A 26,586-nucleotide genomic window follows, 5' to 3' on the forward strand; every position below is an offset into this window, starting at 1 on the left:
CGCAGTGGGAGTGGCGGGCTCGTCCGGGGTGTTCGGTGCCGTCAGGACGTCAGTCCTTCTTGCTGTCCGCGTCCGCGGCGGGGGCCTCAGCGGCCTCGTCGGCGGCGGGAGCCTCGGTGGCCTCCGGAGCCTCGGTGGCGGCCGTGTCGGCAGCCTCAGGGGCCTCAGTGGTCTCCTCGGCGGCCGGGGCGGCAGCCTTCGGCTCGTCCTTGGCGAACTTCGTCTTGCGCGCGGCCTCGGCCTCGGCGGTGACGGTCTTCTCGGCCACCAGCTCGATGACGGCCATGGGGGCGTTGTCGCCCTTGCGCGCCATCGTCTTGGTGATCCGGGTGTAGCCACCCGGACGCTCCGCGAAGAACGGACCGATCTCGGCGATCAGCTTGTGCACGACGTCCTTGTCGCGCACGATGCGCTGGATCTGACGACGGTTGTGCAGGTCGCCCCGCTTCGCCTTCGTGATCAGCTTCTCGGCCAGCGGGCGCACCCGCCGGGCCTTCGCCTCGGTCGTCGTGATCTTGCCGTGCTCGAACAGCTGGGTGGCCAGGTTGGCCAGGATCAGCCGTTCGTGCGCGGGCGACCCGCCGAGACGGGGTCCCTTTGTGGGGGTGGGCATCGGTTCTCCTCGTTCAGCTCACAGCTGGAGGCCGTCGCTCCCCCACCCCTACTGGTGTGAGGGAGCCGTAGCTGGCCTTACAGCTGCTCCGTCTCTGCGTAGTCCTGGCCATCGTCGTGGCCGTTGTCCGAAATTCCGTCCGTGATGCTGTCGACGCCCTCGGACCAGCCTTCACCGTCGTAGCTGGCCGCGGCCGCGGTCGGGTCGAACCCGGGCGGGCTGTCCTTCAGCGCGAGGCCGAGACCGACGAGCTTGAGCTTGACCTCGTCGATCGACTTCGCACCGAAGTTGCGGATGTCCAGCAGGTCGGCCTCGCTGCGCGAGACCAGTTCGCCGACGGTGTGGATGCCCTCGCGCTTGAGGCAGTTGTACGACCGGACGGTGAGGTCCAGGTCCTCGATCGGCATCGCGTAGGCGGCGATGGTGTCCGCCTCCTGCGGCGACGGGCCGATCTCGATGCCTTCGGCGTCGACGTTCAGCTCGCGCGCGAGACCGAACAGCTCCACCAGCGTCTTACCGGCCGACGCGACAGCGTCCCGCGGCGTGATCGACGGCTTCGTCTCCACGTCCAGGATCAGCTTGTCGAAGTCGGTGCGCTGCTCGACACGGGTCGCCTCGACCTTGTAGGTCACCTTCAGCACCGGGGAGTAGATGGAGTCGACCGGGATCCGGCCGATCTCCGCGCCCGCCTGCTTGTTCTGCAGGGCCGGAACGTAACCGCGGCCGCGCTCGACGACGAGCTCGATCTCGAGCTTGCCCTTGCCGTTCAGCGACGCGATGTGCAGATCCGGGTTGTGCACGGTGACACCGGCCGGGGGCACGATGTCGGCGGCGGTGACCTCACCAGGGCCCTGCTTGCGCAGATACATGGTGACCGGCTCGTCCTCTTCCGAGGAGACCACGAGCTCCTTGAGGTTCAGGATGATGTCGGTGACGTCTTCCTTCACCCCGGGAACGGTGGTGAACTCGTGCAGCACGCCGTCGATGCGGATGCTCGTCACGGCCGCACCCGGAATGGACGACAGCAGCGTGCGCCGCAGCGAGTTGCCGAGCGTGTAACCGAAGCCGGGCTCCAGCGGTTCGATGGTGAACCGGGAGCGGGTCTCGTTGACCGTCTCTTCGCCGAGAGCCGGTCGCTGGGAAATCAGCATCTTTCCTAGTTCCTTTCCAAACGGCGCCCGCCATATGACACCGAAAGGGATGGCGAAGCGGCGGCGCACTCCGGGCGCCGCCGCCCGTGCCCACATCGGGCCGGGGAAACCCCGGCCCGATGGTGGATCACTTCGAGTAGAGCTCGACGATCAGCTGTTCCTGGACCGGAACGTCGATCTGAGCGCGCTCCGGGAGCTGGTGGACCAGCNGGCGACGCGGCGGCGCACTCCGGGCGCCGCCGCCCGTGCCCACATCGGGCCGGGGAAACCCCGGCCCGATGGTGGATCACTTCGAGTAGAGCTCGACGATCAGCTGTTCCTGGACCGGAACGTCGATCTGAGCGCGCTCCGGGAGCTGGTGGACCAGCACGCGGAGGTTGGACGGAACGACCTGGAGCCACGCGGGAACGGGACGCTCGCCGAAGGACTCCTTGGCCGCGACGAAGGGCAGCATCGCGAACGACTTCGGCCGCACGTCGATGATGTCCCACTTCGTGACCTGGTAGGACGGGACGTTGACCTTGACGCCGTTGACCAGGAAGTGGCCGTGGCTCACCAGCTGACGCGCCTGACGGCGGGTGCGGGCGATGCCGGCGCGGTAGATCACGTTGTCCAGCCGGGACTCGAGGATCTGCAGCAGGTTCTCACCGGTCTTACCCGGACGCCGGACGGCTTCCTTGTAGTACCGGACGAACTGACGCTCGAGAACGCCGTAGGTGTAGCGAGCCTTCTGCTTCTCCTGCGACTGCAGGAGGTACTCGGACTCCTTGATGCGCCCGCGGCCGTGCTGGCCCGGCGGGTAGGGGCGACGCTCGAAAGCCTGGTCGCCGCCGATGAGGTCAACCTTGAGGCGACGCGAAATACGCGTCGCGGGGCCGGTGTAACGAGCCATTTCTTCTTACTCCTCCCCGTTCCTCAGACCCGGCGCCGCTTGGGCGGGCGGCAGCCGTTGTGAGGCTGCGGGGTCACGTCCTGAATGGTGCCGACCTCGAGGCCGGCCGCCTGCAGCGAGCGGATCGCCGTCTCGCGACCCGAACCCGGGCCCTTCACGAAGACGTCGACCTTCTTCATGCCGTGCTCGGCGGCCTTGCGGGCGGCGTTCTCGGCGGCCATCTGCGCGGCGAACGGGGTGGACTTACGCGAGCCCTTGAAGCCCACGTGACCACTCGACGCCCACGCGATCACGGCACCGGTCGGGTCCGTGATCGAGACGATGGTGTTGTTGAAGGTGCTCTTGATGTGCGCGTGACCGTGCGCGACATTCTTCTTTTCCTTGCGGCGGACCTTCTTGGCCCCCGCCGCAGTACGAGACTTCGGTGGCATGTTCTGAGGGTTCTCCTGTTAGCGCGCGTTCTCTTGGTGAGCGGCGACCGCTTCGGCCTGGCCGCGCCGGATGATCGAACCGGCGTCGGTGTACAGGTTGCGGAGCGCCATCGGGCGGGCGTAGAGCGCCTTGGGCGAGACACAAGCCGAGCCGCGGCGGTGGACGCCGCCCATACGCACGACCTTCTTGCCCTGGACGCTCACTTCTTGCCAGCCTTCTTCTTGCCGGCGACCGTCTTCTTCGGACCCTTACGGGTGCGGGCGTTCGTCTTGGTGCGCTGACCACGGACGGGAAGTCCGCGACGCCAGCGAAGGCCCTCGTAGCACCCGATCTCGATCTTCCGACGGATGTCGGCGTTCACCTCGCGGCGAAGGTCACCCTCGACCTTGAAGTTCTCCTCGATGTAGACCCGCAGCTTGGCGAGGTCGTCATCGCTCAGATCCTTGACGCGAGTGTCCGCGTTGAGCTCGGCAGCCGCGATGAGCTGCTTCGAGCGGGTACGGCCGATGCCGTAGATGTAGGTCAGCGCGATCTCCAACCGCTTTTCGCGGGGGAGGTCTACGCCAGCGAGTCGTGCCATTGGCGTTGATGCTCCTTCATAGAATTCATCTTCAGGTCTGCTCCCCGTCCGGTCCCGGGACCGACTCGCCTGTCGTGCCCTCTGCTTGCGCTTCGGGTGTCCCGGCCTCGGCCTGAAGTCCGAGGGTGAACCGGGCCGTTCGCACGGCCCGGCAGGTGCGGGGAGATTGTGTAGCCGTCAATCCACTCTGTACGAGTGCGAGTGATCAGCCCTGCCGCTGCTTGTGCCGCAGGTTTTCGCAGATCACCATGATCCGGCCGTGACGGCGGATCACCTTGCACTTGTCGCAGATCTTCTTGACGCTCGGCTGGACCTTCACGTCTCCTGCTCTCCTGCTTGTGCTAACTCGTCGTGATCACTTGTAGCGGTAGACGATGCGACCACGTGACAAGTCGTAGGGCGAGAGCTCCACGACAACCCTGTCCTCGGGCAGGATGCGGATGTAGTGCTGCCGCATCTTGCCGCTGATGTGTGCAAGGACCTTGTGGCCGTTCTCCAACTCGACGCGGAACATCGCGTTGGGGAGCGGCTCGACTACGCGGCCTTCGACCTCGATGGCCCCGTCTTTCTTGCCCATGTCCTCCGCATTTCCTGTCGCTACACTGTGTGATCAGTCAAAGCTTGAGTGCTTGGCTGGGTGGTGCATCGGCACACTCCTGCCCGGGTCCAATGTCCGTTCGCGAGAGTTCACGAGCGCGCAGGATCCGGGCGCGATGAGTACACCGACTTGACAGTGTACGCAACCCGTGTCGCGAGCCCCAAACGGGGGTGACTGTGTTAGGTGACCCCTCGAGCCCGCCTGATCTGGCCTCCACCATCATACGCCCTCGCCGACCTGCGTTTAGCGGGCTAATCGCGATCCGGCGGGCCTGTGACCTGGGGACGACCGGCGGACGAGGTGCACCCGATGGAGGCAGCGGGCCGACGCCTCAACGGCGGACCCGGGCGCTCCACCGGCCAGCGGACGCACTTGCGTTTAGCGGCCTAACTGCGATCTCTGGGCGCACTTGCGTTTAGCGGGCTAAACGCGATCTGGAGGGCGAAGGGCGAGGTCAGGCGTCTTCGGGGGCGGTCAGTACCCACGGGCCGTCGTCGGTGATCGCGATGGTGTGCTCCCAGTGCGCGGCCCGCGAGCCGTCGGCGGTCACGACGGTCCAGCCGTCCTCGAGCTCGACCGTCTCCCCGCCGCCACCGGTCAGCATGGGCTCGATCGCGAGCGCCATCCCGGTCTTGAGCCGCGGCCCCTTGCCCGGTTTGCCCAGGTTCGGCAGGAACGGGTCCATGTGCATCTGGCGCCCGATGCCGTGGCCGCCGTACTCGACGATCATCCCGTACTCGATGCCGTCTTCCCGGCTCGCCTTCTCGGCCGCGGTCTGCACCGCGTGCGAGATGTCCGTGAGCCGGCCACCCGACGACACGGCGGCGATCCCCGCCCACATCGCCGCCTCGGTGGCGGCCGAGAGGGCGAGATCCGCCTTCGACACCTCGCCGATCGCGAGGGTGACCGCCGAGTCGCCGTGCCAGCCGTCGAGGATGGCACCGCAGTCCACCGAGATGATGTCGCCGTCGTTCAAGACCTGAGTCTTCGACGGGATGCCGTGCACGATCTGCTCGTTCACCGAAGCGCAGATCGACGCGGGGAAGCCGTGGTACCCCTTGAACGAGGGCACCGCGCCGGCGTCACGGATCGTCTGCTCGGCGAGCTCGTCGAGATCGGCCGTGGTCGCCCCCGGCTTGGCGATCTCCCGCACCGCGGTGAGGGTGCGCCAGACGACCAGGCCTGCGGCCCGCATGGCCTGGAGCTCGCCAGGGGTCTTGATTTCGATCATGCGCCCACGACGAAGCCGTTGCAGTACACGCAGTCCTCCGAGATTCACGTGCGGTCGCGCAGCGCTTCCAGCACGCGGGCGGAGATCTCGTCGACCGAGCCGACGCCGTCGACCGAGACCAGGATGTCCGAGTAGTACTCGAGCAGCGGAGCGGTCTCGGACACGTAGATCTGCTGACGGCGGCGGATGACCTCTTCGGTGTCGTCCGAACGGCCGCGGGACAGCAGCCGATCGACGACGACGTCTTCCGAGACCTGGAGCTGGATGACCGCGTTGAGCTTGGCGTCGACCTCGCCGAGGATCTCACCGAGTACATCGGCCTGCTTCGTGTTGCGGGGGAACCCGTCGAGCAGGAAACCGACCTTGGCGTCGGGTTCGGCGAGGCGCTCGCGCACCATCTCGTTCGTGACCGAGTCGGGCACGAGTTCGCCGGAGTCCAGGTAGCGCTTGGCTTCCTGGCCCAGCGGCGTCTGCTCGCCCACGTGGGCGCGGAACAGATCGCCGGTCGAGATGTGCGGGATCCGGAGCTTCTCCGACAGTGCTACCGCCTGAGTACCTTTGCCCGCGCCAGGAGGGCCAACGAGAACCAGGCGCGTCACTTCAAGAACCCTTCGTAGTTACGTTGCATCAGCTGGCTTTCGATCTGCTTCACGGTGTCGAGACCGACACCGACCATGATCAGCACAGCCGTGCCACCGAACGGGAAGTTCTGGTTGTTCCCGCTGCCGGTGACGGACAGGAAGAAGTTCGGAAGGATCGCGATGATGCCCAGGTACAGCGAGCCCGGCAGGGTGATCCGGCCGAGGACGTAGCTGAGGTACTCCGCGGTGGGTCGGCCCGGGCGGATACCCGGGATGAAGCCACCGAACTTCTTCATTTCTTCCGCACGCTCGTCCACGTTGAACGTGATCGTGATGTAGAAGTACGTGAAGAAGATGATCAACGCGAAGTACAGCAGGACGTGCGCCCAGCTGGACTGGTTGACGATGTAGTTCTGGATGAAGACCTGCCAGCCCGCGTTGCTGTTGGCGTCGCCGACGAGGCGGCTGATCAGGTCCGGCAGGTAGAGCAGCGACGAGGCGAAGATGACCGGGATGACACCGGCCTGGTTCACCTTGATCGGCAGGTAGGTCGACGTCCCGCCGTACATGCGGCGGCCGATCATGCGCTTGGCGTACTGCACCGGGATCCGGCGCTGGCCCTGCTCGACGAAGATGACGCTGGCGATGATCACCAGGCCGAACACACAGATCAGGGTGAAGACCACCGGGCCGGCGCTGCTGAGGATGTTGCCACCCTCGATCGGGATGCGGGCCGCGATGTTCAGGAAGATGAGGACGGACATGCCGTTGCCGACGCCGCGCTCGGTGATCAGCTCACCCAGCCACATCATGACGGCGGTACCGGCGGTCATCGTGATGACGATGATGGCCAGCGTGTAGACGCTGTTGTCCGGGATGATCGCGGTGTCGCACTGCGGGAAGAGCTGCTTGCGGTCGGCGAGTGCCACCACACCGGTCGCCTGCAGGACCGCGAGGGCGATCGTCAGGTACCGGGTGTACTGCGTCAGCTTGCCCTGACCGGCCTGTCCTTCTTTCTTCAGCTCTTCGAACCGCGGGATGACCACGGTGAGGAGCTGGACGATGATGCTCGCCGTGATGTACGGCATGATGCCGGTCGAGAACAGCGACAGCTGCAGCAGTGCACCGCCGCTGAACAGGTTCAGCAGCTGATAGACGCCCTCCTGCGACCCGGTCTCCGTGCATTGCTGCACGGCGGAATACGAGATGCCCGGGGCCGGGATGGTGGCACCGATTCGGTAGACCGCGACGATGGCTAGCGTGAACAGGATCTTCTTACGTAGATCCGGCGTCGCTAGAGCCGAGCGGAAGGCGCTGAGCACGCGGGGAACCTCCTCGGCGTCGTCGGCTGTCTTACCGACGATCGGCTTGGCCGGCCTGGGGCCGGCGGGAACACACAGCTTTCTGGCACAAGCCAGGAACGCTTCGGGGCACACTCGTCCCGAAGCGTGTCGCCGACTCTAACAGCTTCACAGGGCGTGTCCGCAGTGCGTGTGGGTTTTCCGGACGAAGGTTGGTCCGCGGGGTTGATCGACCACCGCTTCTCGCTCTGGGATCTTGACAGAACGCCTTGCCGTTCCTCACTTTCCGGCCACCGGATCGCGATTAGGGGGCTAAACGCAACGTGATCAGGAGCTCGAAGTAGCGAGCGCGCCCGCCATGCCGAGGAGCACGACGCCAGTGCCGCGGTCGACGTTGCGAGTCGCCCGGCGAGACAACCGGAGCGACTTCACGAGCGCACCCGCCCCGATGTAGGTCGCGCCCGCCACGAACTCGGCGAGCAGGTAGACGGCGCCGAGAATCGCGATCTGGACGGGAAAGGAGCCGTGAGCTGCGTCGATGAACTGGGGTACGAACGCCGTGAAGATGAGGATCGCCTTCGGATTCGTGATCGCGACGACGAATTCCTTCCTCGCGATCCGGAGCGCGGGTACGGATTCGGTGCCTCGCGGCGCCTGGACCAGCGCGGTTCCCCCTGCACGGAACGTCGACCACAGCAGGCGCCCGCCGATCCAGACCAGGTAGGCGACGCCGGCCCATTTGATCACTGTGAGTGCAAGCTCCGAAGCCGCGAGGAGCTGCCCGAGCCCAGCCGCGACGGCCGCGATGAGCACAGTGAATGCGGCCAATCGGCCTAACAGCCCGGCGAGCCCTTTCCAGGCCCCCTGCGTCATGCCGTGATGCATGCCGAGCAGATTGTTCGCCCCTGGCGTAAAAGCCACGAGGACCGCCGCTCCGAAGAAGACCACTGCCCAAGTCATCGGCCACCTCCTCCCCCACCGTATCGGCGGCCGCGAGCGCGTTTAGCGGGCTAATCGCGCTCTTTCGCGCCAGGATCCGCCGGAGGCGCGAAAGCGGAGTAGTCCGGCTTCTCCGGCTGAGGCTCCGGCGGGAGGACCGCGACGGAGATGCCGTGCTTCGGTGTGGGCATGTCCGCGAGACTCGGGTCGCCGCTCACCGGGACTTCGTCGTCCTGGACGCGGTGGCTCATGACGGCCGCGCCCGCCGCGGCGACTACCGCGGCGAAAAGGGCCCACATACCCGCGCCCAGTGTCGTCGTCGTCTCGATGGACTCACCCATTATGGGCCCGAAACTCAAAGTGGCGGCGGTCGCGACGACTCCGGTGAGGAACACCGCCGCGATGGTGGTGAGCCATCGGTCCAAAGCGCCCGGGCGCTGCAGGCGGGAGGCACGGGCACTGACGATCACGGCCGCCAGAAGGATCGCCGCGGCGACCAGGACCGGAATGCCGACAGGTGTGGACGGTGCGCTGAAAGGGGGGTCGTTCGGCTGAAGGACCTTCGTGTCCCATGCGCTTTGAACGAACACGACCACGACGGCGTCGCTGCGATCGAAAGAAAACCGGTGCTCGATGCTGAAGAACGGGAAAAGGCAGCCCAGGACGGTGAGCAGCATGGCCAAAGCGGCCAATCCTGCCGCGACGAGTCTGCGGGGCTCAGGCCGGCCCGGCCGTACTGGCTCGCCCGCAGGGTCCATGGGCCCGGAAATCGACACGATCACCGGCGGGGCGTCCGGCTGCTGAGGGGGCTGCGGATCCTGCCCTGGAGGTGTGGCCACCTCGCGATCCTTCCAGCTCAGGGCCCCTTCCGCCACGCCCCGCGTTTCCAACATCAGATCGCGATTAGGGGGCTAAACGCAGGTCGGGGACCGGACGGCCTGCCCGCACCGGGATCGCGATTAGCCCGCTAAACGCAGGTCGGCGCGGGAGCGCAAGCGAAAGGCCCGCCTGGCGGAGCCTGGCGGGCCTTTCGGTGGAGCGAGCGAAGAAAGCTCAGAGCGTGGTGGCGGAGCCACCGGCAGCGGAGAGCTTCTCCTTGGCGGAGCCGGAGAAAGCGTCGGCGGTGACGTCCAGCTTGACGCCGTTCACGTCGCCATTGCCGAGCACCTTCACGAGCTTGCCCTTGCGGACCAGACCGTTCGCGACGAGCTCCTCGGCGCCGACCTTGCCACCCTCCGGGAAGACGCGGGCGATGTCGCCCACGTTCACCGGCTGGTACTCGGTACGGAAGCGGTTCTTGAAGCCGCGAAGCTTCGGGAGCCGCATGTGGATGGGCATCTGCCCACCCTCGAAACCGGCGGGCACGTTCTTCCGGGCCTTGGTGCCCTTGGTACCGCGACCGGCGGTCTTGCCCTTCGAGCCCTCACCACGGCCGACGCGGATCTTGTCGCGCTTCGCGCCCGGAGCCGGACGAAGGTGGTGGATCTTGATGGCAGTCATGCCTTGACCTCCTCGACCTCCACCAGGTGGCGGACGGTGTGGATAAGGCCGCGCACCTCGGGAGTGTCATCACGCACGACGCTCTGGCGGATCTTGCGCAGCCCGAGGGTGCGCAGCGACTCGCGGTGAGCGTGCTTCGTGCCGATCTTGCTCTTGACCTGGGTCACCTTGAGCTGAGTCATGATCAGACCCCCTGACCCGCGCGCTGACGCAGCATGCGAGCCGGAGCGACGTCCTCGAGCGGGAGACCGCGGCGGGCCGCGACCTCTTCGGGACGCTGCAGACCCTTCAGGGCCGCCACGGTCGCGTGCACGATGTTGATCGCGTTGTCGGAGCCGAGCGACTTCGACAGCACGTCGTGGACACCAGCGCACTCCAGCACCGCGCGCACCGGGCCACCGGCGATGACACCGGTACCGGCCGAGGCCGGACGGAGCAGCACGACACCGGCGGCTTCCTCACCCTGGATGGGGTGGGGGATGGTGCCGGCGACGCGGGGAACGCGGAAGAAGTTCTTCTTCGCTTCCTCGACGCCCTTGGCGATGGCCGCGGGAACTTCCTTGGCCTTGCCGTAGCCGACGCCGACCTGACCGTCGCCGTCACCGACGACCACCAGGGCGGTGAAGCTGAAGCGACGACCACCCTTGACGACCTTGGCGACGCGGTTGATCGTCACGACCTTCTCGAGGTGCGGGGTCTTTTCCTGGCCGGCCCCGCCACGGCCGCTGTCGCGCCGGTCACGGCGGTCGCGACGGTCATTGCGGTCGTTGCCGCCCTGTCCGCCGGGTCCGCCCTGGCCACCGCCGAATTGCCGTGTACGTCCCGGCATCAGGCTTTCCTTCCATTCACGAGCATCTGCTGCATCAGAACTCCAACCCCGCCTCACGCGCGGCGTCGGCGAGCGCCGCGATGCGGCCGTGGTAGGCGTTGCCACCACGGTCGAACACCACGGTCGAGACACCGGCGTTCTTGGCGCGGGCGGCGACGAGTTCCCCGACCTTGGCGGCCTTGGCCTTCTTGTCGCCTTCCAGCGCGCGGACGTCCGCCTCGAGGGTGGACGCCGACGCCAGGGTCTTGCCGGCGAGGTCGTCGATCAGCTGCACGGCGATGTGCCGCGACGAACGCTTGACGACCAGGCGCGGACGCTGGTCCGTGCCGTTGATCTTCTTGCGAAGGCGGAAGTGCCGACGGGCCTTCGCGACGCGGCGGCGGGTCGAGATGTCCTTGCCGACCGGCTTGCGCTTCGTAGTCGTGTCGCTCATGATCACTTACCCGTCTTTCCGACCTTGCGGCGGATCTTCTCACCCTCGTAGCGCAGGCCCTTGCCCTTGTACGGGTCCGGGCGGCGCAGCTTGCGGATGACCGCGGCGATCTGGCCGACCTTCTGCTTGTCGATGCCCGAGACCGAGAACCGGGTGGGGGTCTCGACCTTGAAGGTGATGCCTTCCGGGGCCTCGATCTTCACCGGGTGGCTGTAGCCGAGGGCGAACTCGAGGTCCGAGCCCTTGGCCTGCACGCGGTAACCGACACCGTGGATCTCGAGCTTCTTCTCGTAGCCCTCGGTCACACCGACGACGAGGTTGTTGACCAGCGTCCGGGTGAGACCGTGCAGGGCACGGCTGGTGCGCTCCTCGTCGGGCCGCTTGACCTCGAGCGTGCCGTTTTCGGCCTGCTCGACGGTGATGGGCTCGGCGATGGTGTGCTCGAGGGTGCCCTTGGGCCCCTCGACCTTGATCTGCTGACCGTCGATGGTCACCTTGACCCCGGAGGGGACGGCGACCGGCAGCTTTCCAATGCGTGACATGTCTTTGCCCCCTTCCTTACCAGACGTAGGCGAGGACTTCGCCGCCCACGCTGTTTCGCTTGGCCTGACGGTCGGTCTGGAGGCCGGACGACGTCGAGATGATCGCGACGCCGAGGCCACCGAGAACCGACGGCAGTTCGGTCGATTTTGCGTAGACCCGCAGGCCGGGCTTGGACACGCGGCGGAGGCCGGCGATGCTGCGCTCACGGTTGGGGCCGTACTTCAGCTCCACGACGAGGTTCTTGTGCTTCTCGCCCGGCTCGTCGCGGTAGCCCGAGATGTAACCCTCGCGCTTGAGGATCTCGGCGATGTTCGCCTTGATCTTCGAGTGGGGAAGCACGACCTCGTCGTGGTACGCCGAGTTCGCGTTACGCAGACGGGTCAAGAAGTCTGCGATGGGGTCGGTCATCGTCATGGTGACCTGTCAACCTTTCTCGCCCTGGTTCCCTGCACTCACTGCAGGGCCTGTGGCGAAGTGGGAGTTAAAAAAGACTCTTACCAGCTGGACTTGCGGACGCCGGGCAGCTCGCCCGCGTGTGCCATCTCGCGAAGGCAGATCCGGCAGAGCCCGAACTTGCGGAACACCGAGTGCGGGCGACCGCACCGCTGGCAACGCGTGTAACCGCGAACCTTGAACTTCGGCGTCTTCGCGGCCTTGTGGACCAGTGCTTTCTTGGCCATCGACTCAGTTCTCCTTGAACGGGAAGCCGAGCTTGCGAAGCAGCGCGCGGCCCTCGTCGTCGGTGTTGGCGGTGGTGACGACAGTGACGTCCATACCGCGCGGGCGGTCGATGGCGTCCGGGTCGATCTCGTGGAACATGGACTGCTCGTTGAGACCGAACGTGTAGTTGCCGTTGCCGTCGAACTGCTTCGGCGAAAGCCCGCGGAAGTCACGGATACGCGGCAGCGCGATGGTCAGCAGCCGGTCGAGGAACTCCCACATCCGGTCGCCGCGCAGCGTGACGCGCGCGCCGATCGGCTGGCCCTCACGCAGCTTGAACTGCGCGATGGACTTGCGAGCCTTGCGAACCTCGGGCTTCTGCCCGGTGATCGCGGCCAGGTCGCGGATGGCGCCTTCGATCAGCTTGCTGTCACGGGCGGCGTCACCGACACCCATGTTCACGACGACCTTGACGACGCCCGGGATCTGGTGGACGTTCTCGAAGGAGAACTCCTGCTGGAGCTGTCCCTTGATCTCCTCGCGGTACCGCACCTTGAGGCGCGGGGCGATGTTCTCTGCGGTGGTCATGATCAGATGTCCTTACCGTTCCGGCGCGAGACCCGGACCTTCTTGCCGTCCTCGCCGATGCGGTAGCCCACCCGGGTCGGCTTGCCGTCGGAGTCGACGACCATCACGTTCGAGACGTGGATGGGCGCTTCCTGCGTGACGATGCCGCCGGACTGCGCGCCGCGCTGGGTCTGGGAGATCCGCGTGTGCTTCTTGATCCGGTTCACGCCCTCGACCAGCACGCGCTCGCGCTCGGGGTAGGCCTGGATGACCTTGCCCTTGGCACCCTTGTCCTTGCCGGCGATGACGACGACCGTGTCGCCCTTCTTCACCTTCATGCTCTACAACACCTCCGGCGCGAGCGAAATGATCTTCATGAACTTTCGGTCGCGCAGCTCGCGGCCGACCGGCCCGAAGATGCGGGTGCCGCGGGGCTCATTGTCGTTCTTGATGAGCACAGCAGCGTTCTCGTCGAAGCGGATGTAAGAACCGTCCGGACGACGGCGCTCCTTGCGCGTGCGAACGATGACGGCCTTGACGACGTCACCCTTCTTCACGCCGGCGGCCGGCATGGCGTCCTTCACGGTGGCGACGATGATGTCGCCGATGCCCGCGTAGCGCCGCCCCGAGCCACCGAGAACGCGGATGCAAAGGATCTCCTTCGCGCCCGTGTTGTCGGCAACCCGAAGCCGCGACTCCTGCTGGATCACGTCTACTCCTGTATGTCGCGCTGGTTCTCGCGTCAGTACGCGAGCCTTGCGGAACTAAGGGACTCAGAGAGCCCTACTTACTTGGCCTTCTCCACGATCTGCACCAGACGCCAGCGCTTGGTCGCCGACAGCGGGCGGGTCTCCATCAGGGTGACCCGGTCGCCGACGCCCGCCTCGTTGTTCTCGTCGTGCACCTTGACCTTGCTGGTGCTGCGGAGAACCTTGGCGTAGCGACGGTGCTTCTTGCGGTCTTCGAGCTCGACCACGATCGTCTTGTTCATCTTGTCCGAGACGACGTAACCCTCACGGACCTTGCGGTCGTTGCGGGGGGCCGCCTCAGCGTTGGGCTGCTCGCTCATGCGGCACCTTCACTCTCGGCGTCAGGGGAAACGGACAGGCCGAGTTCACGCTCGCGCATGACCGTGTAGATCCGCGCGATGTCCGTACGGACGGTGCGCAGACGGCGGTTGTTGTCGAGCTGTCCGGTCGCCATCTGGAAGCGGAGGTTGAAGAGCTCCTCCTTGTATTCCTTCAGACGCAGAACGAGCTCTTCCGCGGTGAGCTCACGCAGCTCCGATGCCTGGGCGGCACCTGCCTTCGCCATCAGAACTCACCACCTTCACGGGTCACGATGCGGCACTTCATGGGCAGCTTGTGGATCGCGCGACGGAGCGCCTCACGGGCGGTCTCCTCGTTCGGGAACGAGATCTCGAACATCACGCGGCCCGGCTTCACGTTGGCGATCCACCACTCGGGCGAACCCTTACCGGAACCCATGCGGGTTTCCGCCGGCTTCTTGGTCAGCGGGCGGTCCGGGTAGATGGTCGTCCACACCTTGCCACCACGCTTGATGTGACGCGTCATGGCGATACGAGCGGACTCGATCTGCCGGTTGGTCACGTAGCTGTGCTCAAGCGCCTGGATGCCGTACTCGCCGAAGTTCACCTTCGTACCGCCCTTGGCGGCACCGTGGCGCTTCGGGGAGTGCTGCTTCCGGTGCTTGACCCTGCGCGGGATGAGCACGTGTCAGCCCTCCGTCTTTTCTGCAGTCTCAGCAGCCGGGGCTTCGGTGGCAGCGCCACCCTTGGGGGCGGTGTCGTCGCTCTTGGCGGCGGCAGCGGCCCGACCGGCTTCGGTCGAGGTCGGCGTCGTGCCCGACGCGCCGGAACGGCGCGGGCGGGACGGACGGTCACCACGGTCACGGCGCGGGGCGCGCTCGGCGGCCGCGGCGGCGTCACGCGCCTCCTTGGCCTTGAGGCCGCCCACGAGCTCGCCCTTGTAGATCCACACCTTCACGCCGATGCGACCGAACGTCGTCTTGGCCTCGAAGAAGCCGTAGTCGATGTCGGCGCGCAGCGTGTGCAGCGGGACGCGACCATCGCGGTAGTGCTCGGAGCGGGACATCTCGGCACCGCCGAGACGACCGCCGCACTGCACGCGGATGCCCTTGACCTGCGGCGAACGCATGGAGGTCTGGATCGCCTTGCGCATCGCGCGGCGGAACGCCACACGGTTGCTCAGCTGCTCCGCGACACCCTGAGCGACGAGCTGGGCGTCGGCCTCGGGGTTCTTGACCTCGAGGATGTTCAGCTGGACCTGCTTGGCGGTCAGCTTCTCCAGCGCGCCGCGGATGCGGTCGGCCTCCGCGCCGCGACGGCCGATGACGATGCCCGGCCGGGCGGTGTGGATGTCGACGCGGACCCGGTCACGGGTGCGCTCGATCTCGACCTTGGAGATCCCGGCGCGCTCCATGCCCGTGGACAGCAGCTTCCGGATCTTGACGTCCTCGGCCACGTACTCCGCGTACTGCTTGTCGGCGTACCAACGCGACTTCCAGTCCGTGGTGATACCCAGGCGGAAGCCGTGCGGGTTGATCTTCTGGCCCACTACCGGCCACCTGCCTTCTTCTTGCCCTGTGCCTTCTTGGCCTCGGCCTTCGGACGCGACTCCACCTCGACGGTGATGTGGCTGGTCCGCTTGCGGATCCGGTACGCGCGGCCCTGGGCCCGCGGACGGATGCGCTTGAGGGTCGGGCCCTCGTCGGCGTAGGCGTTCTTGACCCAGAGGGTGTCCGGGTCGAGATCGAGGTTGTTCTCGGCGTTGGCCATGGCGCTGGCGAGCACCTTCGCGACCGGCTCGCTTGCCGCCTGCGGGGCGAACTGGAGCACGGCCAAGGCGTCGGCGGCGCTACGTCCCTTGATCAGCTCGATCACCCGGCGCACCTTGGTAGGCGAGTCCCGGACGAAGCGAGCCCGCGCGTAAGCCGTCGGCAGAGCCTCGGCCACGTCGTTCTGGGCGTTCATCGCTAGCTTCCTTGTTCTCTCGTGCCCGCTCAGCGGCGGCGCGACTTGCGGTCGTCCTTGATGTGGCCCTTGAAGGTCCTAGTCGGGGCGAACTCGCCCAACTTGTGACCCACCATCGCCTCGGTGACGAACACCGGGACGTGCTTGCGGCCGTCGTGCACCGCGATCGTGTGACCCAGGAAATCCGGGATGATCGTGGAACGACGCGACCACGTCTTGATCACGGTCTTCTTGCCCGACTCGTTGAGCGCGTCCACCTTCTTGAGCAGGTGGTCGTCCACGAAGGGGCCCTTCTTAAGGCTGCGTGGCATGTTCTTCTACCTCCCTGCTCAGCGCTTCTTGCCGGTACGCCGGCGGCGGACGATCATGGCGTCGGAGGCCTTGCGGCGGCGGGTGCGGCCTTCGGGCTTTCCGTTCGGGTTCACCGGGTGGCGACCACCGGAGGTCTTACCCTCACCACCACCGTGCGGGTGGTCGACCGGGTTCATGACGACACCACGGACGGTGGGGCGCTTGCCGCGCCAGCGGTTACGGCCCGCCTTGCCCCAGTTGATGTTGGAGTGCTCGGAGTTGCCGACCTCGCCGATGGTGGCGCGGTTGCGCACGTCGACGTTGCGGATCTCGCCCGACGGGAGACGAAGCTGGGCGTACGGCCCGTCCTTCGCCACCAGCTGCACCTTGGCACCGGCGGACCGCGCCATCTTCGCGCCGCCACCGGGGCGGAGCTCGATCGCGTGGATCACGGTGCCGACCGGGATGTTGCGCAGCGGCAGGTTGTTACCCGGCTTGATGTCGGCGCGGGGGCCGTTCTCGACCGTGTCACCCTGCTTGAGCTTCTCCGGGGCGATGATGTAGCGCTTCTCGCCGTCGGCGTAGTGCAGGAGCGCGATACGAGCGGACCGGTTGGGGTCGTACTCGATGTGCGCGACCTTGGCGGGAACGCCGTCCTTGTCGTTCCGGCGGAAGTCGATCAGCCGGTACGCACGCTTGTGGCCACCACCCTTGTGGCGGGTGGTGATCTTGCCGCTGGAGTTACGGCCGCCGGACTTGCTCAGCGGACGCAGCAGCGACTTCTCCGGGGTGGACCGAGTGATCTCGGCGAAGTCGGAGACGCTGGAACCGCGACGACCCGGGGTCGTCGGCTTGTACTTGCGGATGCCCATGTGTCAGCTCAGTCCTTTACGCGGTGGGTCCGCCGAAGATCTCGATCGGCTTGCTCTCAGCCGAAAGAGTCACGATGGCGCGCTTGGTGTCCTTGCGCTTGCCGAAGCCGGCGCGAGTCCGCTTACGCTTGCCCTGGCGGTTGGCCGTGTTGACGCTGACCACCTTGACGCCGAACACCTTCTCGACCGCGATCTTGATCTGGGTCTTGTTGGCGTCCGGGCGGACGATGAACGTGTACTTGTGCTCTTCGAGCAGCCCGTAGGACTTCTCGGAGATCACCGGCGCGAGCAAGATGTCGCGGGGATCGGGGATGGCGATCGCACTCACTGCTCGTCACTCCCTTCAACCTCGCTCGACCGAGCCGAAGCCTTCGCGCCCTTGCCCCGGACGGGGCCGGCGACGAACACGTCGTAAGCGGCCTTGGTGAACACCACGTCGTCGTTGACCAACACGTCGTAGGTGTTGAGCTGGTCGGGCGTGATGATGTGGACCTCGGCCAGGTTCCGCAGCGAGTTCCAGCTCAGCTCGTCGTCGCGGTGCAGCACCACGAGAACGCGCTTGGCCTGGGTCACCGCGGCGATGGCGGCCTTGGCGGACTTGGTGGACGGCTTCTCGCCGGTCACCAGTTCGGTGACGACGTGCAGCTGTCCGGCGCGGGCCCGGTCGGAGAGGGCGCCACGCAGGGCGGCGGCCTTCATCTTCTTCGGGGTGCGCTGGGTGTAGTCACGCGGCGTGGGGCCGTGGACGACGCCACCACCGGTGAACTGCGGCGCACGGGTCGAACCCTGGCGGGCGCGGCCGGTGCCCTTCTGGCGGTACGGCTTCTTGCCACCACCGCGGACTTCACCGCGGGTCTTGGTGTCATGCGTGCCCTGGCGCGCGGCGGCCAGCTGGCCGACCACGACCTGGTGCATGAGGGGCACGTTGGCCTGCACGTCGAAGATCTCCGAGGGGAGCTCGACCGTGCCGTCGGCTTTACCGGCCGGGGTCTTCAGCTCGACGCTGGTCATGTTCAGTTACCACCCTTCGCGGCGCTGCGAACGAACAGCAGGCCGCCCTTGGGACCGGGCACGGCGCCCTTGATCAGCAGCAGGCCGTCCTCGGCACGCACCGCGTGCACGGTCAGGTTCTGCGTGGTGACCCGGTCGTTGCCCATCCGGCCCGCCATGCGCAGGCCCTTGAAGACGCGGCCCGGGGTGGCGCAGCCACCGATCGAGCCGGGCTTGCGGTGCACGGCCTGGGCACCGTGGCTCGCGCCCTGGCCCTTGAAGCCGTGACGCTTCATGACACCGGCGTAGCCCTTGCCCTTGCTGGTACCGGTCACGTCGACCTCGATACCGGCCTCGAACACCTCGGCGGTGATCTCCTGGCCGACCTCGTAGGTCTCGGCGTCGGTGGTACGCAGCTCGGCAAGGTAACGGCGCGGGGTCACGCTCGCCTTGTCGAAGTGGCCGGTGCGCGGCTTGTTCACCCGGCGCGGGTCGACCGCGCCGAAAGCCAGCTGCACGGCCTTGTAGCCGTCGTTCTCCTGGGTCCGAACCTGGGTGACCACGTTCGGCCCGGCCTGGACGACGGTCACCGGGACGACCCGGTTGTTCTCGTCGAAGACCTGGGTCATGCCGAGCTTGGTGCCCAGGATGCCCTTCACTTGCCTGTCAGACATGAGTCTCTTACTCTCCGCCGCTCGCCAGCCGCTGCTACTGGATGTTGACGTCGACGCTCGCCGGCAGGTCGATGCGCATGAGCGCGTCGACCGTCTTCGGCGTCGGGTCGAGGATGTCGATCAGACGCTTGTGCGTGCGCATCTCGAAGTGCTCGCGCGAATCCTTGTACTTGTGCGGCGAGCGGATGACGCAGTAAACGTTCTTCTCGGTGGGCAGCGGCACCGGCCCGACAACACGGGCGCCGGTGCGCGTGACCGTCTCGACGATCTTGCGCGCCGAGGTGTCGATCGCCTCGTGGTCGTAGGCCTTGAGCCGGATGCGGATCTTCTGTCCCGCCATGGTGGCTGCTCGTTCCTTGTCGTCTCGTGCCGCTTTTGTCTTTTCAAACCTCAGTCTGACTGAGGTTTTCCCAGTTCAACGGCCCTGTCCCCGGTCCACGCGGTCGGGCGTGTCGTGCCCGACGCACAGACGGATCCCGCGGGATCTTCGTCTTGCCTGGTCTTCCTCAACGTGAGGAGGCATCGAGCCGGCGGAAAAGCTTGATCGCCGTCTCAAACGCCCTTGCCCGCTAGCCTCACCCGAAGGAAGTGCTCCGCGGACCGTGGCCGCTCATACCAGGGCGGCCGGAACCTGTCTTCCGAAGAAGTACGAGTTCGGCCGCCCCAGGACGAGCAACCTGAATAGTGTCGCACACGTGATTTGACGCCCCTAACCCGGGGGTGTATTGCCCCCGGGCGGGGCGCCTAAATCACTTGATGATCTTGGTGACCTGGCCGGCGCCGACGGTCCGTCCACCCTCACGGATGGCGAAACGCAGACCCTCGTCCATGGCGACCGGCTGGATCAGCACGACGCTGATGTCCGTGTTGTCGCCCGGCATGACCATCTCGACACCCTCCTTGAGGGTGACGACGCCGGTCACGTCCGTGGTACGGAAGTAGAACTGCGGGCGGTAGTTGTTGAAGAACGGGGTGTGACGGCCACCCTCGTCCTTCGACAGGATGTAGACCGAGCCCTCGAACTCCGTGTGCGGGGTGGTGGTGCCCGGCTTCACGACGACCTGGCCGCGCTCGACGTCCTCGCGCTTGATACCGCGGACCAGCAGACCGACGTTGTCGCCGGCCTCGCCGGTGTCCAGCAGCTTGCGGAACATCTCGACACCGGTGACGGTGGTCTTGGTCGACTTCTCCTTGATGCCGACGATCTCGACCTCTTCGTTCACGTTGACGCGGCCGCGCTCGATGCGACCGGTCACGACCGTGCCACGGCCCGTGATGGTGAAGACGTCCTCGATCGGCATGAGGAACGGCTTGTCGAGCTCGCGCACCGGGTCCGGCACGTTCTCGTCGACGGCTTCCATCAGCTCGAGAACGCTCTCGCCCCACTTGGCGTCGCCTTCGAGGGCCTTCAGGCCGGAGACCTTGATGACCGGAGCGTCGTCACCAGGGAAGTCCTGGGAGGACAGCAGCTCGCGGACCTCGAGCTCGACGAGCTCCAGGATCTCCTCGTCGTCGACCATGTCGGCCTTGTTCAGCGCGACCACGATGTAGGGCACGCCGACCTGCTTCGCGAGCAGCACGTGCTCACGGGTCTGCGGCATCGGGCCGTCGGTCGCCGCGACCACGAGGATCGCGCCGTCCATCTGCGCCGCACCGGTGATCATGTTCTTGATGTAGTCCGCGTGACCGGGGGCGTCCACGTGGGCGTAGTGACGCTTCTCGGTCTGGTACTCGACGTGCGAGATGTTGATCGTGATACCGCGCTGCTTCTCTTCCGGCGCGTTGTCGATCTGGTCGAACGCCGAAGCGGTGTTCAGCTCGGGGTACTTGTCGTGCAGAACCTTGGTGATCGCCGCGGTCAGAGTGGTCTTACCGTGGTCGACGTGACCGATGGTCCCGATGTTGACGTGCGGCTTGGTCCGCTCGAATTTCGCCTTCGCCACTGGAATGTCCTCCTGGACTGTTTTGCTTACTCACCGGCCAACGTGGCTGTCGGACGGGGATTCGTTTCTTGACGGATGCTGCGGACGTTCAGGAGTGTTCCTTATGCCCGCGAGCGGACGGGAACTACTCCCCCGTCGCCTTCGCGATGATTTCCTTCGCGACGTTCGCGGGAACCTCGGCGTAGGAGTCGAACACCATGGAGTAGTTGGCACGTCCCTGCGTACGCGAACGCAGGTCACCGACGTAACCGAACATCTCCGACAGCGGGACCAGTGCCTTGACGACACGGGTACCGGCGCGCTCCTCCATGGCCTGGATCTGGCCACGGCGGGAGTTGAGGTCACCGATCACATCGCCCATGTAGTCCTCGGGCGTGGTGACCTCGACGGCCATCAGCGGCTCGAGGATGACCGGACCGGCCTTCTTCGCGGCTTCCTTCATCGCCATGGAGCCGGCGATCTTGAAGGCCATTTCGGAAGAGTCGACCTCGTGGTACGCGCCGTCCAACAAGGTGAACTTCAACCCGACGAGCGGGTAGCCGGCCAGCACGCCGTACTGCATGGCGTCCTGTGCGCCCGCGTCGACCGACGGGATGTACTCCCGCGGCACGCGGCCACCGGTGACCTTGTTGTCGAACTCGTAGAGGGCACCGTCGGTGGACTCGAGCGGCTCGAGCTTGACGATGACCTTCGCGAACTGACCGGAACCACCGGTCTGCTTCTTGTGCACGTAGTCGAGCTTCTCGACCGTCTTGCGCACCGTCTCGCGGTAGGCGACCTGCGGCTTACCGATGTTCGCCTCGACCTTGTAGTCGGACTTCATGCGGTTGACCAGCACCTCGAGGTGCAGCTCGCCCATACCGGCGATGATCGTCTGGCCGGTGTCCTCGTCCAGGTTGACCTGGAACGTCGGGTCCTCTTCGGCCAGCTTCTGGATCGCCAGGGACAGCTTCTCCTGGTCGGCCTTGGTCTTCGGCTCGATCGCGACGCGGATGACCGGCGCCGGGAACGTCATCGACTCGAGGACGACCGGGTTCTGCGGGTCGGCGAGGGTGTCACCGGTGGTGGTGTCCTTCAGGCCGATGACCGCGTAGATGTGGCCCGCCTGGGCCTCGTCCACCGGGTTCTCCTTGTTGGAGTGCATCTGGAAGAGCTTCCCGATGCGCTCCTTGCGCTCCTTGGTGGCGTTGATCAGCTGCGCGCCGGAGGCGACCTTGCCCGAGTACACCCGGATGTAGGTCAGCTTGCCGAAGAACGGGTGCGCGGCGATCTTGAACGCCAGAGCGGAGAAGGGCTCCTCGGTCGACGGCTTGCGCGACACGACGGTCTCGCCGTCGGGCAGCGTGCCCTCGACGGCGGGGACGTCCAGCGGCGACGGAAGGTAGTCGATGACCGCGTCGAGCATGGGCTGCACGCCCTTGTTCTTGAACGCGGAACCGGTGAGCACCGGGTACGCCTCGCGGTTCACGGTGAGCTTCCGGATGCCGGCCTTGATCTCGGCCTCGGACAGCTCCTCGCCCTCGAGGAACTTCTCCATCAGGGAGTCGTCGGTCTCGGCGATGGCCTCGACCAGCTTCTCCCGGTACTCGGCCGCCTTGTCGGCGAGCTCGGCCGGGATCTCCTCGACGGCGTAGTCCTCGCCCTTCTGGACCTCGCCGCGCCAGGTCAGCGCCTTCATGCGGACCAGGTCGACGACGCCTTCGAACTCGTTCTCGGCGCCGATCGGCAGCTGGATGACCAGCGGGCGGGCGCCGAGGCGCTCCTCGATGGTGCGGACGGTGAAGTAGAAGTCCGCGCCGAGCTTGTCCATCTTGTTGACGAAGCAGATACGAGGAACCTCGTACTTGTCCGCCTGACGCCAGACCTGCTCGGACTGCGGCTCGACACCTTCCTTGCCGTCGAAGACGGCGACGGCACCGTCGAGCACGCGGAGCGAGCGCTCCACCTCGACGGTGAAGTCGACGTGGCCCGGCGTGTCGATGATGTTGATCTGGTGATCGGCCCAGAAAGTGGTGGTGGCAGCCGAGGTGATGGTGATACCCCGCTTCTGCTCCTCCTCCATCCAGTCCATGGTGGCGGCGCCATCGTGGACTTCACCGATCTTGTAGTTGACCCCGGTGTAGAACAGGATCCGCTCGGTGGTGGTGGTCTTACCGGCGTCGATGTGGGCCATGATGCCGATGTTGCGGACCTTGTTCAGGTCGGTCAGCACTTCACGTGCCACGAGAGTGTTCCCCTGTCTCAAAATTGGGGCCCGGCAAGGCTTGGATCGGCAGCCGGGCGGTCATCACCAGCGGTAGTGCGCGAAGGCCTTGTTGGACTCGGCCATCTTGTGCGTGTCCTCACGCCGCTTCACGCTGGCGCCGAGGCCGTTGCTCGCGTCGAGGAGCTCGTTCTGCAGACGCTCGATCATGGTCTTCTCGCGACGAGCCTGCGAGAAGGAGACCAGCCAGCGAAGCGCGAGCGTGGTGGAACGTCCCGGCTTGACCTCGATCGGCACCTGGTAGGTGGCACCACCGACGCGGCGGCTCTTCACCTCGATGGTGGGCTTCACGTTGTCAAGGGCGCGCTTCAGCGTGACGACCGGGTCGGTGCCGGTCTTCTCGCGAGCGCCTTCGAGGGCGCCGTAGACGATGCGCTCGGCCAGGGACCGCTTGCCGTCCTTCAGCACCTTGTTCACCAGCTGGGTGACCAGCGGGGATGCGTAGACGGGGTCAGAGATCAGCGGCCGCTTCGGGGCCGGACCCTTGCGGGGCATTAGCTCTTCTCCTTCTTCGCGCCATACCGGCTGCGCGCCTGCTTACGGTTCTTGACACCCTGGGTGTCGAGCGAACCGCGGATGATCTTGTAACGGACACCCGGCAGGTCCTTCACACGACCACCGCGCACGAGCACCATCGAGTGCTCCTGCAGGTTGTGGCCTTCACCGGGAATGTAGGCGGTGACCTCGATGCCGCTGGTCAGCTTCACACGAGCGACCTTGCGAAGCGCCGAGTTCGGCTTCTTGGGGGTTGTGGTGTACACGCGAGTGCACACGCCACGCCGCTGCGGGCTCCCCTTGAGGGCCGCGGTCTTCTGCTTGGCAGCCTTGTCCTGGCGGCCCTTACGGACCAGCTGCTGGATCGTGGGCAATGGACCAGCTTTCTGTTCGCGATCTTGCTACTACGTGTTGTCTCCGGCCCCCGCGGTCGGGCGTGTCGGCCCGCGTCACGGTCTTGCGACCGGTAACTTCCCGTAGGGATTTTCCGTCGGATCCCGCGTGGGCGAAGCCTTCGGACCGGATGCCTGAGCACCCCGTCCATGCCGCACGGCACACGGGACGGCCCGACGCCTGCCGGGCACGGTCTCCAAAGATACCCGGCCACTTCCGGACCGGCCAAATCGGGGGGTCTGTAACTATATCGTGCCGGGCGCCACGCCGCGGCGACCCTGATGGAACGGCGTTTCGGCCGGTTGCATTCCCCGTCGGCCTCGGCATCGTCCCTCCCGGTAGAGGACCATTCCCCCGCCGGCCTTGGCGTCGGCCCTCCCGGCAGGGGACTCAGTCCTCGTCGGGCTTGGCGTGGTCCGCCCGGCCCGGATGCGGATCCCGGGAGAGGTCGATCAACGGATGCACGGGTGCCCCCTCCGGCGCCGCGTGACTCCCCCGCCTGGGTTCTTCGCTGCTTTCCTGCTTCTCGGCGTCCACGACGCCTCCCCTCGTTCGTACTGATACCGCCCTGCTCGGCGGACCACGCTACCTATTCCCCTATCGGGTGAGCCGGATGGATCCGGAAAGCACACCATCGCGTCCAACGAGTGAATAGGTCACGATGGCTGCGGTGAAAGCGGTCACACGCACTTTTGCACGGGGAGGCTCCATGTCGGCCGAGTTCGAACAGCTGGTCGCCGAGTTCGAGAAGTTCCAATCCAAGATCAAACAGGCCGAGACGCAGTTCGCGAAGGTCGGCGAGATGCAGGGCGAACTGGCGGAACTGGAGTCGGTGGCGACGTCGCCGGACCGCTCGGTCACCGTCGTCGCGGGGCCCGGCGGGTCCGTGAAGGACATTCGTCTCAGCCCGGAAGCCCTCCGGCAGCAACCACAACAGCTCTCCGCCGCGATTCTGTCCACTTTGCACACCGCGGTGGCCGACGCGGCGCGGAAGCAGGCGGGGATCGTCGACGCGCAGTTCGGCGGGGCCTTCCACCTGAACGTCGAAGAACAGGTTCTCGAAGCCCAGGCGGAAGCACTGGGAACCACGGCGGACGATCTGCGGTCTCAGATGTCGGAGGAGCCACCACAGAACCCCGCGCGCCGCCCTCGGAACGAAGACGACTTCAGCGAGGAGACGGTGCTCCGGCGGTCGGACGAACCGACTCCCGGGCCGGCACCGTCCGGCGGGAACTCGGCCGGTGACCAGTTCCTCAAGAACCTGTTCGACGAGGAGGATCACCGATGACCGGACCGGGTGGGCACGCGGTCAAGACGCAGGCCTTGACCGACTACGCGAACAAGCTCGGCTATTACAAGGACGAGGCGGGCAAGTTCGGCGATCTCGTCGACCAGGCCGACGTCACGGACAAGTCGTGGGGCCTGATCGGGCTCGCGGTGAAGCAGACCTACACCGGCAAACTCGCCGACCTGCGTGAACTGCTCGAACTCCTGAAGACCGGGGTCGACTCGTTCTCCGGGAAGATGACCCAGGCGGCGTCGATCTACAACGGCTTCGAAAACGACGCGACGATCACACTGGGGAAGTACGAAGCCAAGATCGACGGACCGAAGTGAGCTGGGGGACGGCATGACCGACGAGAAGGCGAGCATCGCCGCCGGCGTCAAGATCACGGGTGACGACAGCTTCGGCAAGAACGCGCTGGACGCGGCCAAGAAGGTGCCGATCGCGGGCAAGGGCGTCACCACCGTCGCCAACGCCTACGAGAAGTTCAGTACCGCGCAGGGCCCCGGTGACGTGGTGGCCGCCGGCGGGCAGCTGGTGCAGGACGGCGCCGGATTCATCGCGGGCGCGGGGGCGGACGTGGCGAGCTTCGTACTCGACCCGGTCGGCTGGCTGGTCAGCAACGGCCTCAACATCCTCATCGAGCTGATCCAGCCGCTGCAGGACGCGCTGCACTTCGTCACGGGTGACGGCCCGGCGCTCAAGACCGCGGCCGGTAACTTCGGCAACATCGCCAAGGGTTTCGTGACGCTGGCCGACGACTTCGTCAAGACCGGCGACGAGTCCTTGAAGGACTGGGTCGGCGACGCGGGCGACGCCGCCAGGAACGCGCTCGGCGACTTCGCCGTCGGCATCAAGGGCATCGGCAACAGCGCCGGGACGGTGGCCGAGACGCTGCAGATGTGGTCGATGGTGATGACCGTCATCGAAGAGGTCGTCAAATCGATCATCTCCGAGCTGGTCACCTGGGCCATCTACATCTGGCTGCCCGCGCTGGCCGCTTCCGTCGTGAGCCTCGGCTCGTCGGTCGCCGCCGCGATGACCGCGACGATCGCCAAGGCCGCGAGCGCGATGAGCAAGATCACCAAGCACCTCGGGCGGCTCGGCAAGCTGCTCGACAAGTTCATGGGCTTCATGGCCAAGTGGACCGACGACCTGATCAAACAGGGTTCGAAGCTGACGAAGGCCGGCAAGGTCGGGATGACCCCCGGCCAGGAGAAGGCGATCGTCGGCGCGTTCGCGAAGGGCACCGGATCCCAGCTGGGCACCTTCGGCGACGCCGCGAAGGACGTCCTCAAGGGTGTGCCGAACCAGGCGATCAAGCAGGTGGTCGGGGTCAACCCCGCCGACCTGGCGAAGGGTTCGGCGTATCAGGGCAAGGCGGCGTTCGACGTCGCGAACAAGGTCATCGACAACACCAAGAACGTCACCGCCGGGCAGGAGTACGGGCGCACCGGCGGCCGCCACAGCGAAGAGGAGACCCGCGAGAACCTCGACATGGACCAGTAGGGTCGCCC

42 protein-coding genes and 1 pseudogene are annotated in these 26,586 nt (G+C 66.2%); 3 read left to right on the forward strand and 40 right to left on the reverse strand.

Features of this window, described 5'->3' with window-relative positions:
* Positions 1-49 precede the first annotated feature (49 nt).
* From rplQ to ACXIZN_RS29960, 40 genes and pseudogenes are all read right to left on the reverse strand, one after another.
* A complete protein-coding gene (gene rplQ, locus ACXIZN_RS29765; RefSeq protein ID WP_219146120.1) occupies positions 50-613 on the reverse strand; it encodes a 50S ribosomal protein L17 in 564 nt (187 codons plus the stop codon).
* 77 nt (positions 614-690) lie between these two features.
* Positions 691-1,764 carry a DNA-directed RNA polymerase subunit alpha gene (locus tag ACXIZN_RS29770; protein WP_005166811.1) on the reverse strand — a complete coding sequence of 358 codons (1,074 nt, stop codon included), beginning with the start codon at positions 1,762-1,764 and terminating at the stop codon, positions 691-693.
* Positions 1,765-1,891: 127 nt separating this feature from the next.
* A pseudogene (locus tag ACXIZN_RS29775) lies at positions 1,892-1,978 on the reverse strand (30S ribosomal protein S4); the annotation flags it as partial.
* A 72-nt stretch (positions 1,979-2,050) separates the two neighbouring features.
* Entirely contained in the window at positions 2,051-2,656 is a 606-nt protein-coding gene (gene rpsD, locus ACXIZN_RS29780; RefSeq protein ID WP_007031054.1) for a 30S ribosomal protein S4, read from the reverse strand.
* A gap of 23 nt (positions 2,657-2,679) precedes the next feature.
* Positions 2,680-3,087: a 30S ribosomal protein S11 gene (gene rpsK, locus ACXIZN_RS29785; protein ID WP_004558885.1), complete on the reverse strand. Its 408-nt coding sequence runs from the start codon at positions 3,085-3,087 to the stop codon at positions 2,680-2,682.
* Between the two features lie 18 nt (positions 3,088-3,105).
* Positions 3,106-3,291 (reverse strand): hypothetical protein, encoded by a 186-nt coding sequence (locus ACXIZN_RS29790; protein WP_005166807.1) that lies wholly within the window; start codon positions 3,289-3,291, stop codon positions 3,106-3,108.
* Positions 3,288-3,668: a 30S ribosomal protein S13 gene (gene rpsM / locus ACXIZN_RS29795; RefSeq protein WP_005166805.1), complete on the reverse strand. Its 381-nt coding sequence runs from the start codon at positions 3,666-3,668 to the stop codon at positions 3,288-3,290. The genes ACXIZN_RS29790 and rpsM overlap by 4 nt, the downstream gene beginning before the upstream one ends.
* A gap of 205 nt (positions 3,669-3,873) precedes the next feature.
* Positions 3,874-3,987, reverse strand: coding sequence for a 50S ribosomal protein L36 (gene rpmJ / locus ACXIZN_RS29800; protein WP_004558882.1), 114 nt, complete (start codon positions 3,985-3,987; stop codon positions 3,874-3,876).
* 36 nt (positions 3,988-4,023) lie between these two features.
* A complete protein-coding gene (gene infA / locus ACXIZN_RS29805; RefSeq protein ID WP_005166804.1) occupies positions 4,024-4,245 on the reverse strand; it encodes a translation initiation factor IF-1 in 222 nt (73 codons plus the stop codon).
* 475 nt (positions 4,246-4,720) lie between these two features.
* Positions 4,721-5,497 (reverse strand): type I methionyl aminopeptidase, encoded by a 777-nt coding sequence (gene map / locus ACXIZN_RS29810; RefSeq protein WP_457958345.1) that lies wholly within the window; start codon positions 5,495-5,497, stop codon positions 4,721-4,723.
* A 44-nt stretch (positions 5,498-5,541) separates the two neighbouring features.
* Positions 5,542-6,096: an adenylate kinase gene (locus ACXIZN_RS29815; RefSeq protein WP_457958347.1), complete on the reverse strand. Its 555-nt coding sequence runs from the start codon at positions 6,094-6,096 to the stop codon at positions 5,542-5,544.
* Positions 6,093-7,400 carry a preprotein translocase subunit SecY gene (gene secY, locus ACXIZN_RS29820; protein WP_126733351.1) on the reverse strand — a complete coding sequence of 436 codons (1,308 nt, stop codon included), beginning with the start codon at positions 7,398-7,400 and terminating at the stop codon, positions 6,093-6,095. The genes ACXIZN_RS29815 and secY overlap by 4 nt, the downstream gene beginning before the upstream one ends.
* Before the next feature lie 306 nt (positions 7,401-7,706).
* On the reverse strand, positions 7,707-8,339 hold the full coding sequence (locus ACXIZN_RS29825; RefSeq protein ID WP_192747831.1) for a LysE family translocator: 633 nt from the start codon (positions 8,337-8,339) through the stop codon (positions 7,707-7,709).
* Positions 8,340-8,389: 50 nt separating this feature from the next.
* The gene (locus ACXIZN_RS29830; protein ID WP_457958349.1) at positions 8,390-8,995 is read right to left on the reverse strand and encodes a hypothetical protein; all 606 of its coding nucleotides are present in this window, start codon (positions 8,993-8,995) and stop codon (positions 8,390-8,392) included.
* 376 nt (positions 8,996-9,371) lie between these two features.
* Positions 9,372-9,818, reverse strand: a complete 447-nt coding sequence (gene rplO, locus ACXIZN_RS29835; RefSeq protein WP_034304258.1) for a 50S ribosomal protein L15 — start codon at positions 9,816-9,818, stop codon at positions 9,372-9,374.
* Positions 9,815-10,000, reverse strand: a complete 186-nt coding sequence (rpmD, locus tag ACXIZN_RS29840) for a 50S ribosomal protein L30 (RefSeq protein WP_007031047.1) — start codon at positions 9,998-10,000, stop codon at positions 9,815-9,817. Before rpmD ends, rplO begins: the two co-directional genes overlap by 4 nt.
* Positions 10,001-10,002: 2 nt before the next feature.
* On the reverse strand, positions 10,003-10,647 hold the full coding sequence (rpsE, locus tag ACXIZN_RS29845; RefSeq protein ID WP_007031046.1) for a 30S ribosomal protein S5: 645 nt from the start codon (positions 10,645-10,647) through the stop codon (positions 10,003-10,005).
* Between the two features lie 34 nt (positions 10,648-10,681).
* Entirely contained in the window at positions 10,682-11,080 is a 399-nt protein-coding gene (gene rplR, locus ACXIZN_RS29850; RefSeq protein ID WP_007031045.1) for a 50S ribosomal protein L18, read from the reverse strand.
* A gap of 2 nt (positions 11,081-11,082) precedes the next feature.
* Positions 11,083-11,622, reverse strand: coding sequence for a 50S ribosomal protein L6 (gene rplF / locus ACXIZN_RS29855; protein ID WP_005166793.1), 540 nt, complete (start codon positions 11,620-11,622; stop codon positions 11,083-11,085).
* A 16-nt stretch (positions 11,623-11,638) separates the two neighbouring features.
* On the reverse strand, positions 11,639-12,037 hold the full coding sequence (rpsH, locus tag ACXIZN_RS29860; protein ID WP_007031043.1) for a 30S ribosomal protein S8: 399 nt from the start codon (positions 12,035-12,037) through the stop codon (positions 11,639-11,641).
* An 80-nt stretch (positions 12,038-12,117) separates the two neighbouring features.
* The gene (locus tag ACXIZN_RS29865; RefSeq protein WP_005166789.1) at positions 12,118-12,303 is read right to left on the reverse strand and encodes a type Z 30S ribosomal protein S14; all 186 of its coding nucleotides are present in this window, start codon (positions 12,301-12,303) and stop codon (positions 12,118-12,120) included.
* Positions 12,304-12,307: 4 nt separating this feature from the next.
* A complete protein-coding gene (rplE, locus tag ACXIZN_RS29870) occupies positions 12,308-12,871 on the reverse strand; it encodes a 50S ribosomal protein L5 (protein ID WP_093938476.1) in 564 nt (187 codons plus the stop codon).
* Between the two features lie 2 nt (positions 12,872-12,873).
* Positions 12,874-13,188, reverse strand: coding sequence for a 50S ribosomal protein L24 (gene rplX, locus ACXIZN_RS29875; RefSeq protein ID WP_005166786.1), 315 nt, complete (start codon positions 13,186-13,188; stop codon positions 12,874-12,876).
* A 3-nt stretch (positions 13,189-13,191) separates the two neighbouring features.
* The gene (rplN, locus tag ACXIZN_RS29880; protein ID WP_005166785.1) at positions 13,192-13,560 is read right to left on the reverse strand and encodes a 50S ribosomal protein L14; all 369 of its coding nucleotides are present in this window, start codon (positions 13,558-13,560) and stop codon (positions 13,192-13,194) included.
* A gap of 77 nt (positions 13,561-13,637) precedes the next feature.
* The gene (gene rpsQ / locus ACXIZN_RS29885; protein WP_007031041.1) at positions 13,638-13,919 is read right to left on the reverse strand and encodes a 30S ribosomal protein S17; all 282 of its coding nucleotides are present in this window, start codon (positions 13,917-13,919) and stop codon (positions 13,638-13,640) included.
* Positions 13,916-14,164: a 50S ribosomal protein L29 gene (gene rpmC, locus ACXIZN_RS29890; RefSeq protein ID WP_007031040.1), complete on the reverse strand. Its 249-nt coding sequence runs from the start codon at positions 14,162-14,164 to the stop codon at positions 13,916-13,918. Before rpmC ends, rpsQ begins: the two co-directional genes overlap by 4 nt.
* On the reverse strand, positions 14,164-14,583 hold the full coding sequence (gene rplP, locus ACXIZN_RS29895) for a 50S ribosomal protein L16 (RefSeq protein WP_005166782.1): 420 nt from the start codon (positions 14,581-14,583) through the stop codon (positions 14,164-14,166). The genes rpmC and rplP overlap by 1 nt, the downstream gene beginning before the upstream one ends.
* A 3-nt stretch (positions 14,584-14,586) precedes the next feature.
* Complete coding sequence (gene rpsC / locus ACXIZN_RS29900) at positions 14,587-15,447, reverse strand: 30S ribosomal protein S3 (RefSeq protein WP_126733349.1); 861 nt, start codon at positions 15,445-15,447, stop codon at positions 14,587-14,589.
* Positions 15,447-15,863, reverse strand: a complete 417-nt coding sequence (rplV, locus tag ACXIZN_RS29905) for a 50S ribosomal protein L22 (protein WP_007031038.1) — start codon at positions 15,861-15,863, stop codon at positions 15,447-15,449. The genes rpsC and rplV overlap by 1 nt, the downstream gene beginning before the upstream one ends.
* 29 nt (positions 15,864-15,892) lie before the next feature.
* Positions 15,893-16,174, reverse strand: coding sequence for a 30S ribosomal protein S19 (rpsS, locus tag ACXIZN_RS29910; protein WP_003102083.1), 282 nt, complete (start codon positions 16,172-16,174; stop codon positions 15,893-15,895).
* Between the two features lie 18 nt (positions 16,175-16,192).
* Positions 16,193-17,026: a 50S ribosomal protein L2 gene (rplB, locus tag ACXIZN_RS29915; RefSeq protein ID WP_005166779.1), complete on the reverse strand. Its 834-nt coding sequence runs from the start codon at positions 17,024-17,026 to the stop codon at positions 16,193-16,195.
* A gap of 16 nt (positions 17,027-17,042) precedes the next feature.
* Positions 17,043-17,354: a 50S ribosomal protein L23 gene (gene rplW, locus ACXIZN_RS29920; RefSeq protein WP_126733348.1), complete on the reverse strand. Its 312-nt coding sequence runs from the start codon at positions 17,352-17,354 to the stop codon at positions 17,043-17,045.
* Positions 17,351-18,037 carry a 50S ribosomal protein L4 gene (rplD, locus tag ACXIZN_RS29925; protein ID WP_034304244.1) on the reverse strand — a complete coding sequence of 229 codons (687 nt, stop codon included), beginning with the start codon at positions 18,035-18,037 and terminating at the stop codon, positions 17,351-17,353. The genes rplW and rplD overlap by 4 nt, the downstream gene beginning before the upstream one ends.
* Positions 18,038-18,039: 2 nt before the next feature.
* Positions 18,040-18,690 carry a 50S ribosomal protein L3 gene (rplC, locus tag ACXIZN_RS29930; protein ID WP_007031036.1) on the reverse strand — a complete coding sequence of 217 codons (651 nt, stop codon included), beginning with the start codon at positions 18,688-18,690 and terminating at the stop codon, positions 18,040-18,042.
* A 34-nt stretch (positions 18,691-18,724) separates the two neighbouring features.
* The gene (rpsJ, locus tag ACXIZN_RS29935; protein WP_003102098.1) at positions 18,725-19,030 is read right to left on the reverse strand and encodes a 30S ribosomal protein S10; all 306 of its coding nucleotides are present in this window, start codon (positions 19,028-19,030) and stop codon (positions 18,725-18,727) included.
* A 409-nt stretch (positions 19,031-19,439) separates the two neighbouring features.
* Positions 19,440-20,633, reverse strand: a complete 1,194-nt coding sequence (tuf, locus tag ACXIZN_RS29940; RefSeq protein ID WP_016331088.1) for an elongation factor Tu — start codon at positions 20,631-20,633, stop codon at positions 19,440-19,442.
* 124 nt (positions 20,634-20,757) lie between these two features.
* Positions 20,758-22,857 carry an elongation factor G gene (gene fusA / locus ACXIZN_RS29945; protein ID WP_125679956.1) on the reverse strand — a complete coding sequence of 700 codons (2,100 nt, stop codon included), beginning with the start codon at positions 22,855-22,857 and terminating at the stop codon, positions 20,758-20,760.
* Between the two features lie 63 nt (positions 22,858-22,920).
* Complete coding sequence (gene rpsG, locus ACXIZN_RS29950) at positions 22,921-23,391, reverse strand: 30S ribosomal protein S7 (RefSeq protein WP_007031033.1); 471 nt, start codon at positions 23,389-23,391, stop codon at positions 22,921-22,923.
* On the reverse strand, positions 23,391-23,765 hold the full coding sequence (rpsL, locus tag ACXIZN_RS29955; RefSeq protein ID WP_003102113.1) for a 30S ribosomal protein S12: 375 nt from the start codon (positions 23,763-23,765) through the stop codon (positions 23,391-23,393). The genes rpsG and rpsL overlap by 1 nt, the downstream gene beginning before the upstream one ends.
* Positions 23,766-24,174: 409 nt before the next feature.
* Complete coding sequence (locus tag ACXIZN_RS29960) at positions 24,175-24,321, reverse strand: hypothetical protein (RefSeq protein ID WP_126733346.1); 147 nt, start codon at positions 24,319-24,321, stop codon at positions 24,175-24,177.
* A gap of 172 nt (positions 24,322-24,493) precedes the next feature.
* Between ACXIZN_RS29960 and ACXIZN_RS29965 the strand changes: the two genes are divergently transcribed.
* From ACXIZN_RS29965 to ACXIZN_RS29975, 3 genes are read left to right on the forward strand one after another with little or no spacing between them, the layout of a single operon-like run.
* A complete protein-coding gene (locus ACXIZN_RS29965) occupies positions 24,494-25,072 on the forward strand; it encodes a YbaB/EbfC family nucleoid-associated protein (protein ID WP_457958356.1) in 579 nt (192 codons plus the stop codon).
* Positions 25,069-25,401 carry a hypothetical protein gene (locus ACXIZN_RS29970; RefSeq protein WP_126733344.1) on the forward strand — a complete coding sequence of 111 codons (333 nt, stop codon included), beginning with the start codon at positions 25,069-25,071 and terminating at the stop codon, positions 25,399-25,401. The genes ACXIZN_RS29965 and ACXIZN_RS29970 overlap by 4 nt, the downstream gene beginning before the upstream one ends.
* 13 nt (positions 25,402-25,414) lie before the next feature.
* A complete protein-coding gene (locus ACXIZN_RS29975) occupies positions 25,415-26,578 on the forward strand; it encodes a hypothetical protein (protein WP_457958358.1) in 1,164 nt (387 codons plus the stop codon).
* Positions 26,579-26,586: the final 8 nt, after the last annotated feature.

Source organism: Amycolatopsis sp. TRM77291 (assembly GCF_054166285.1).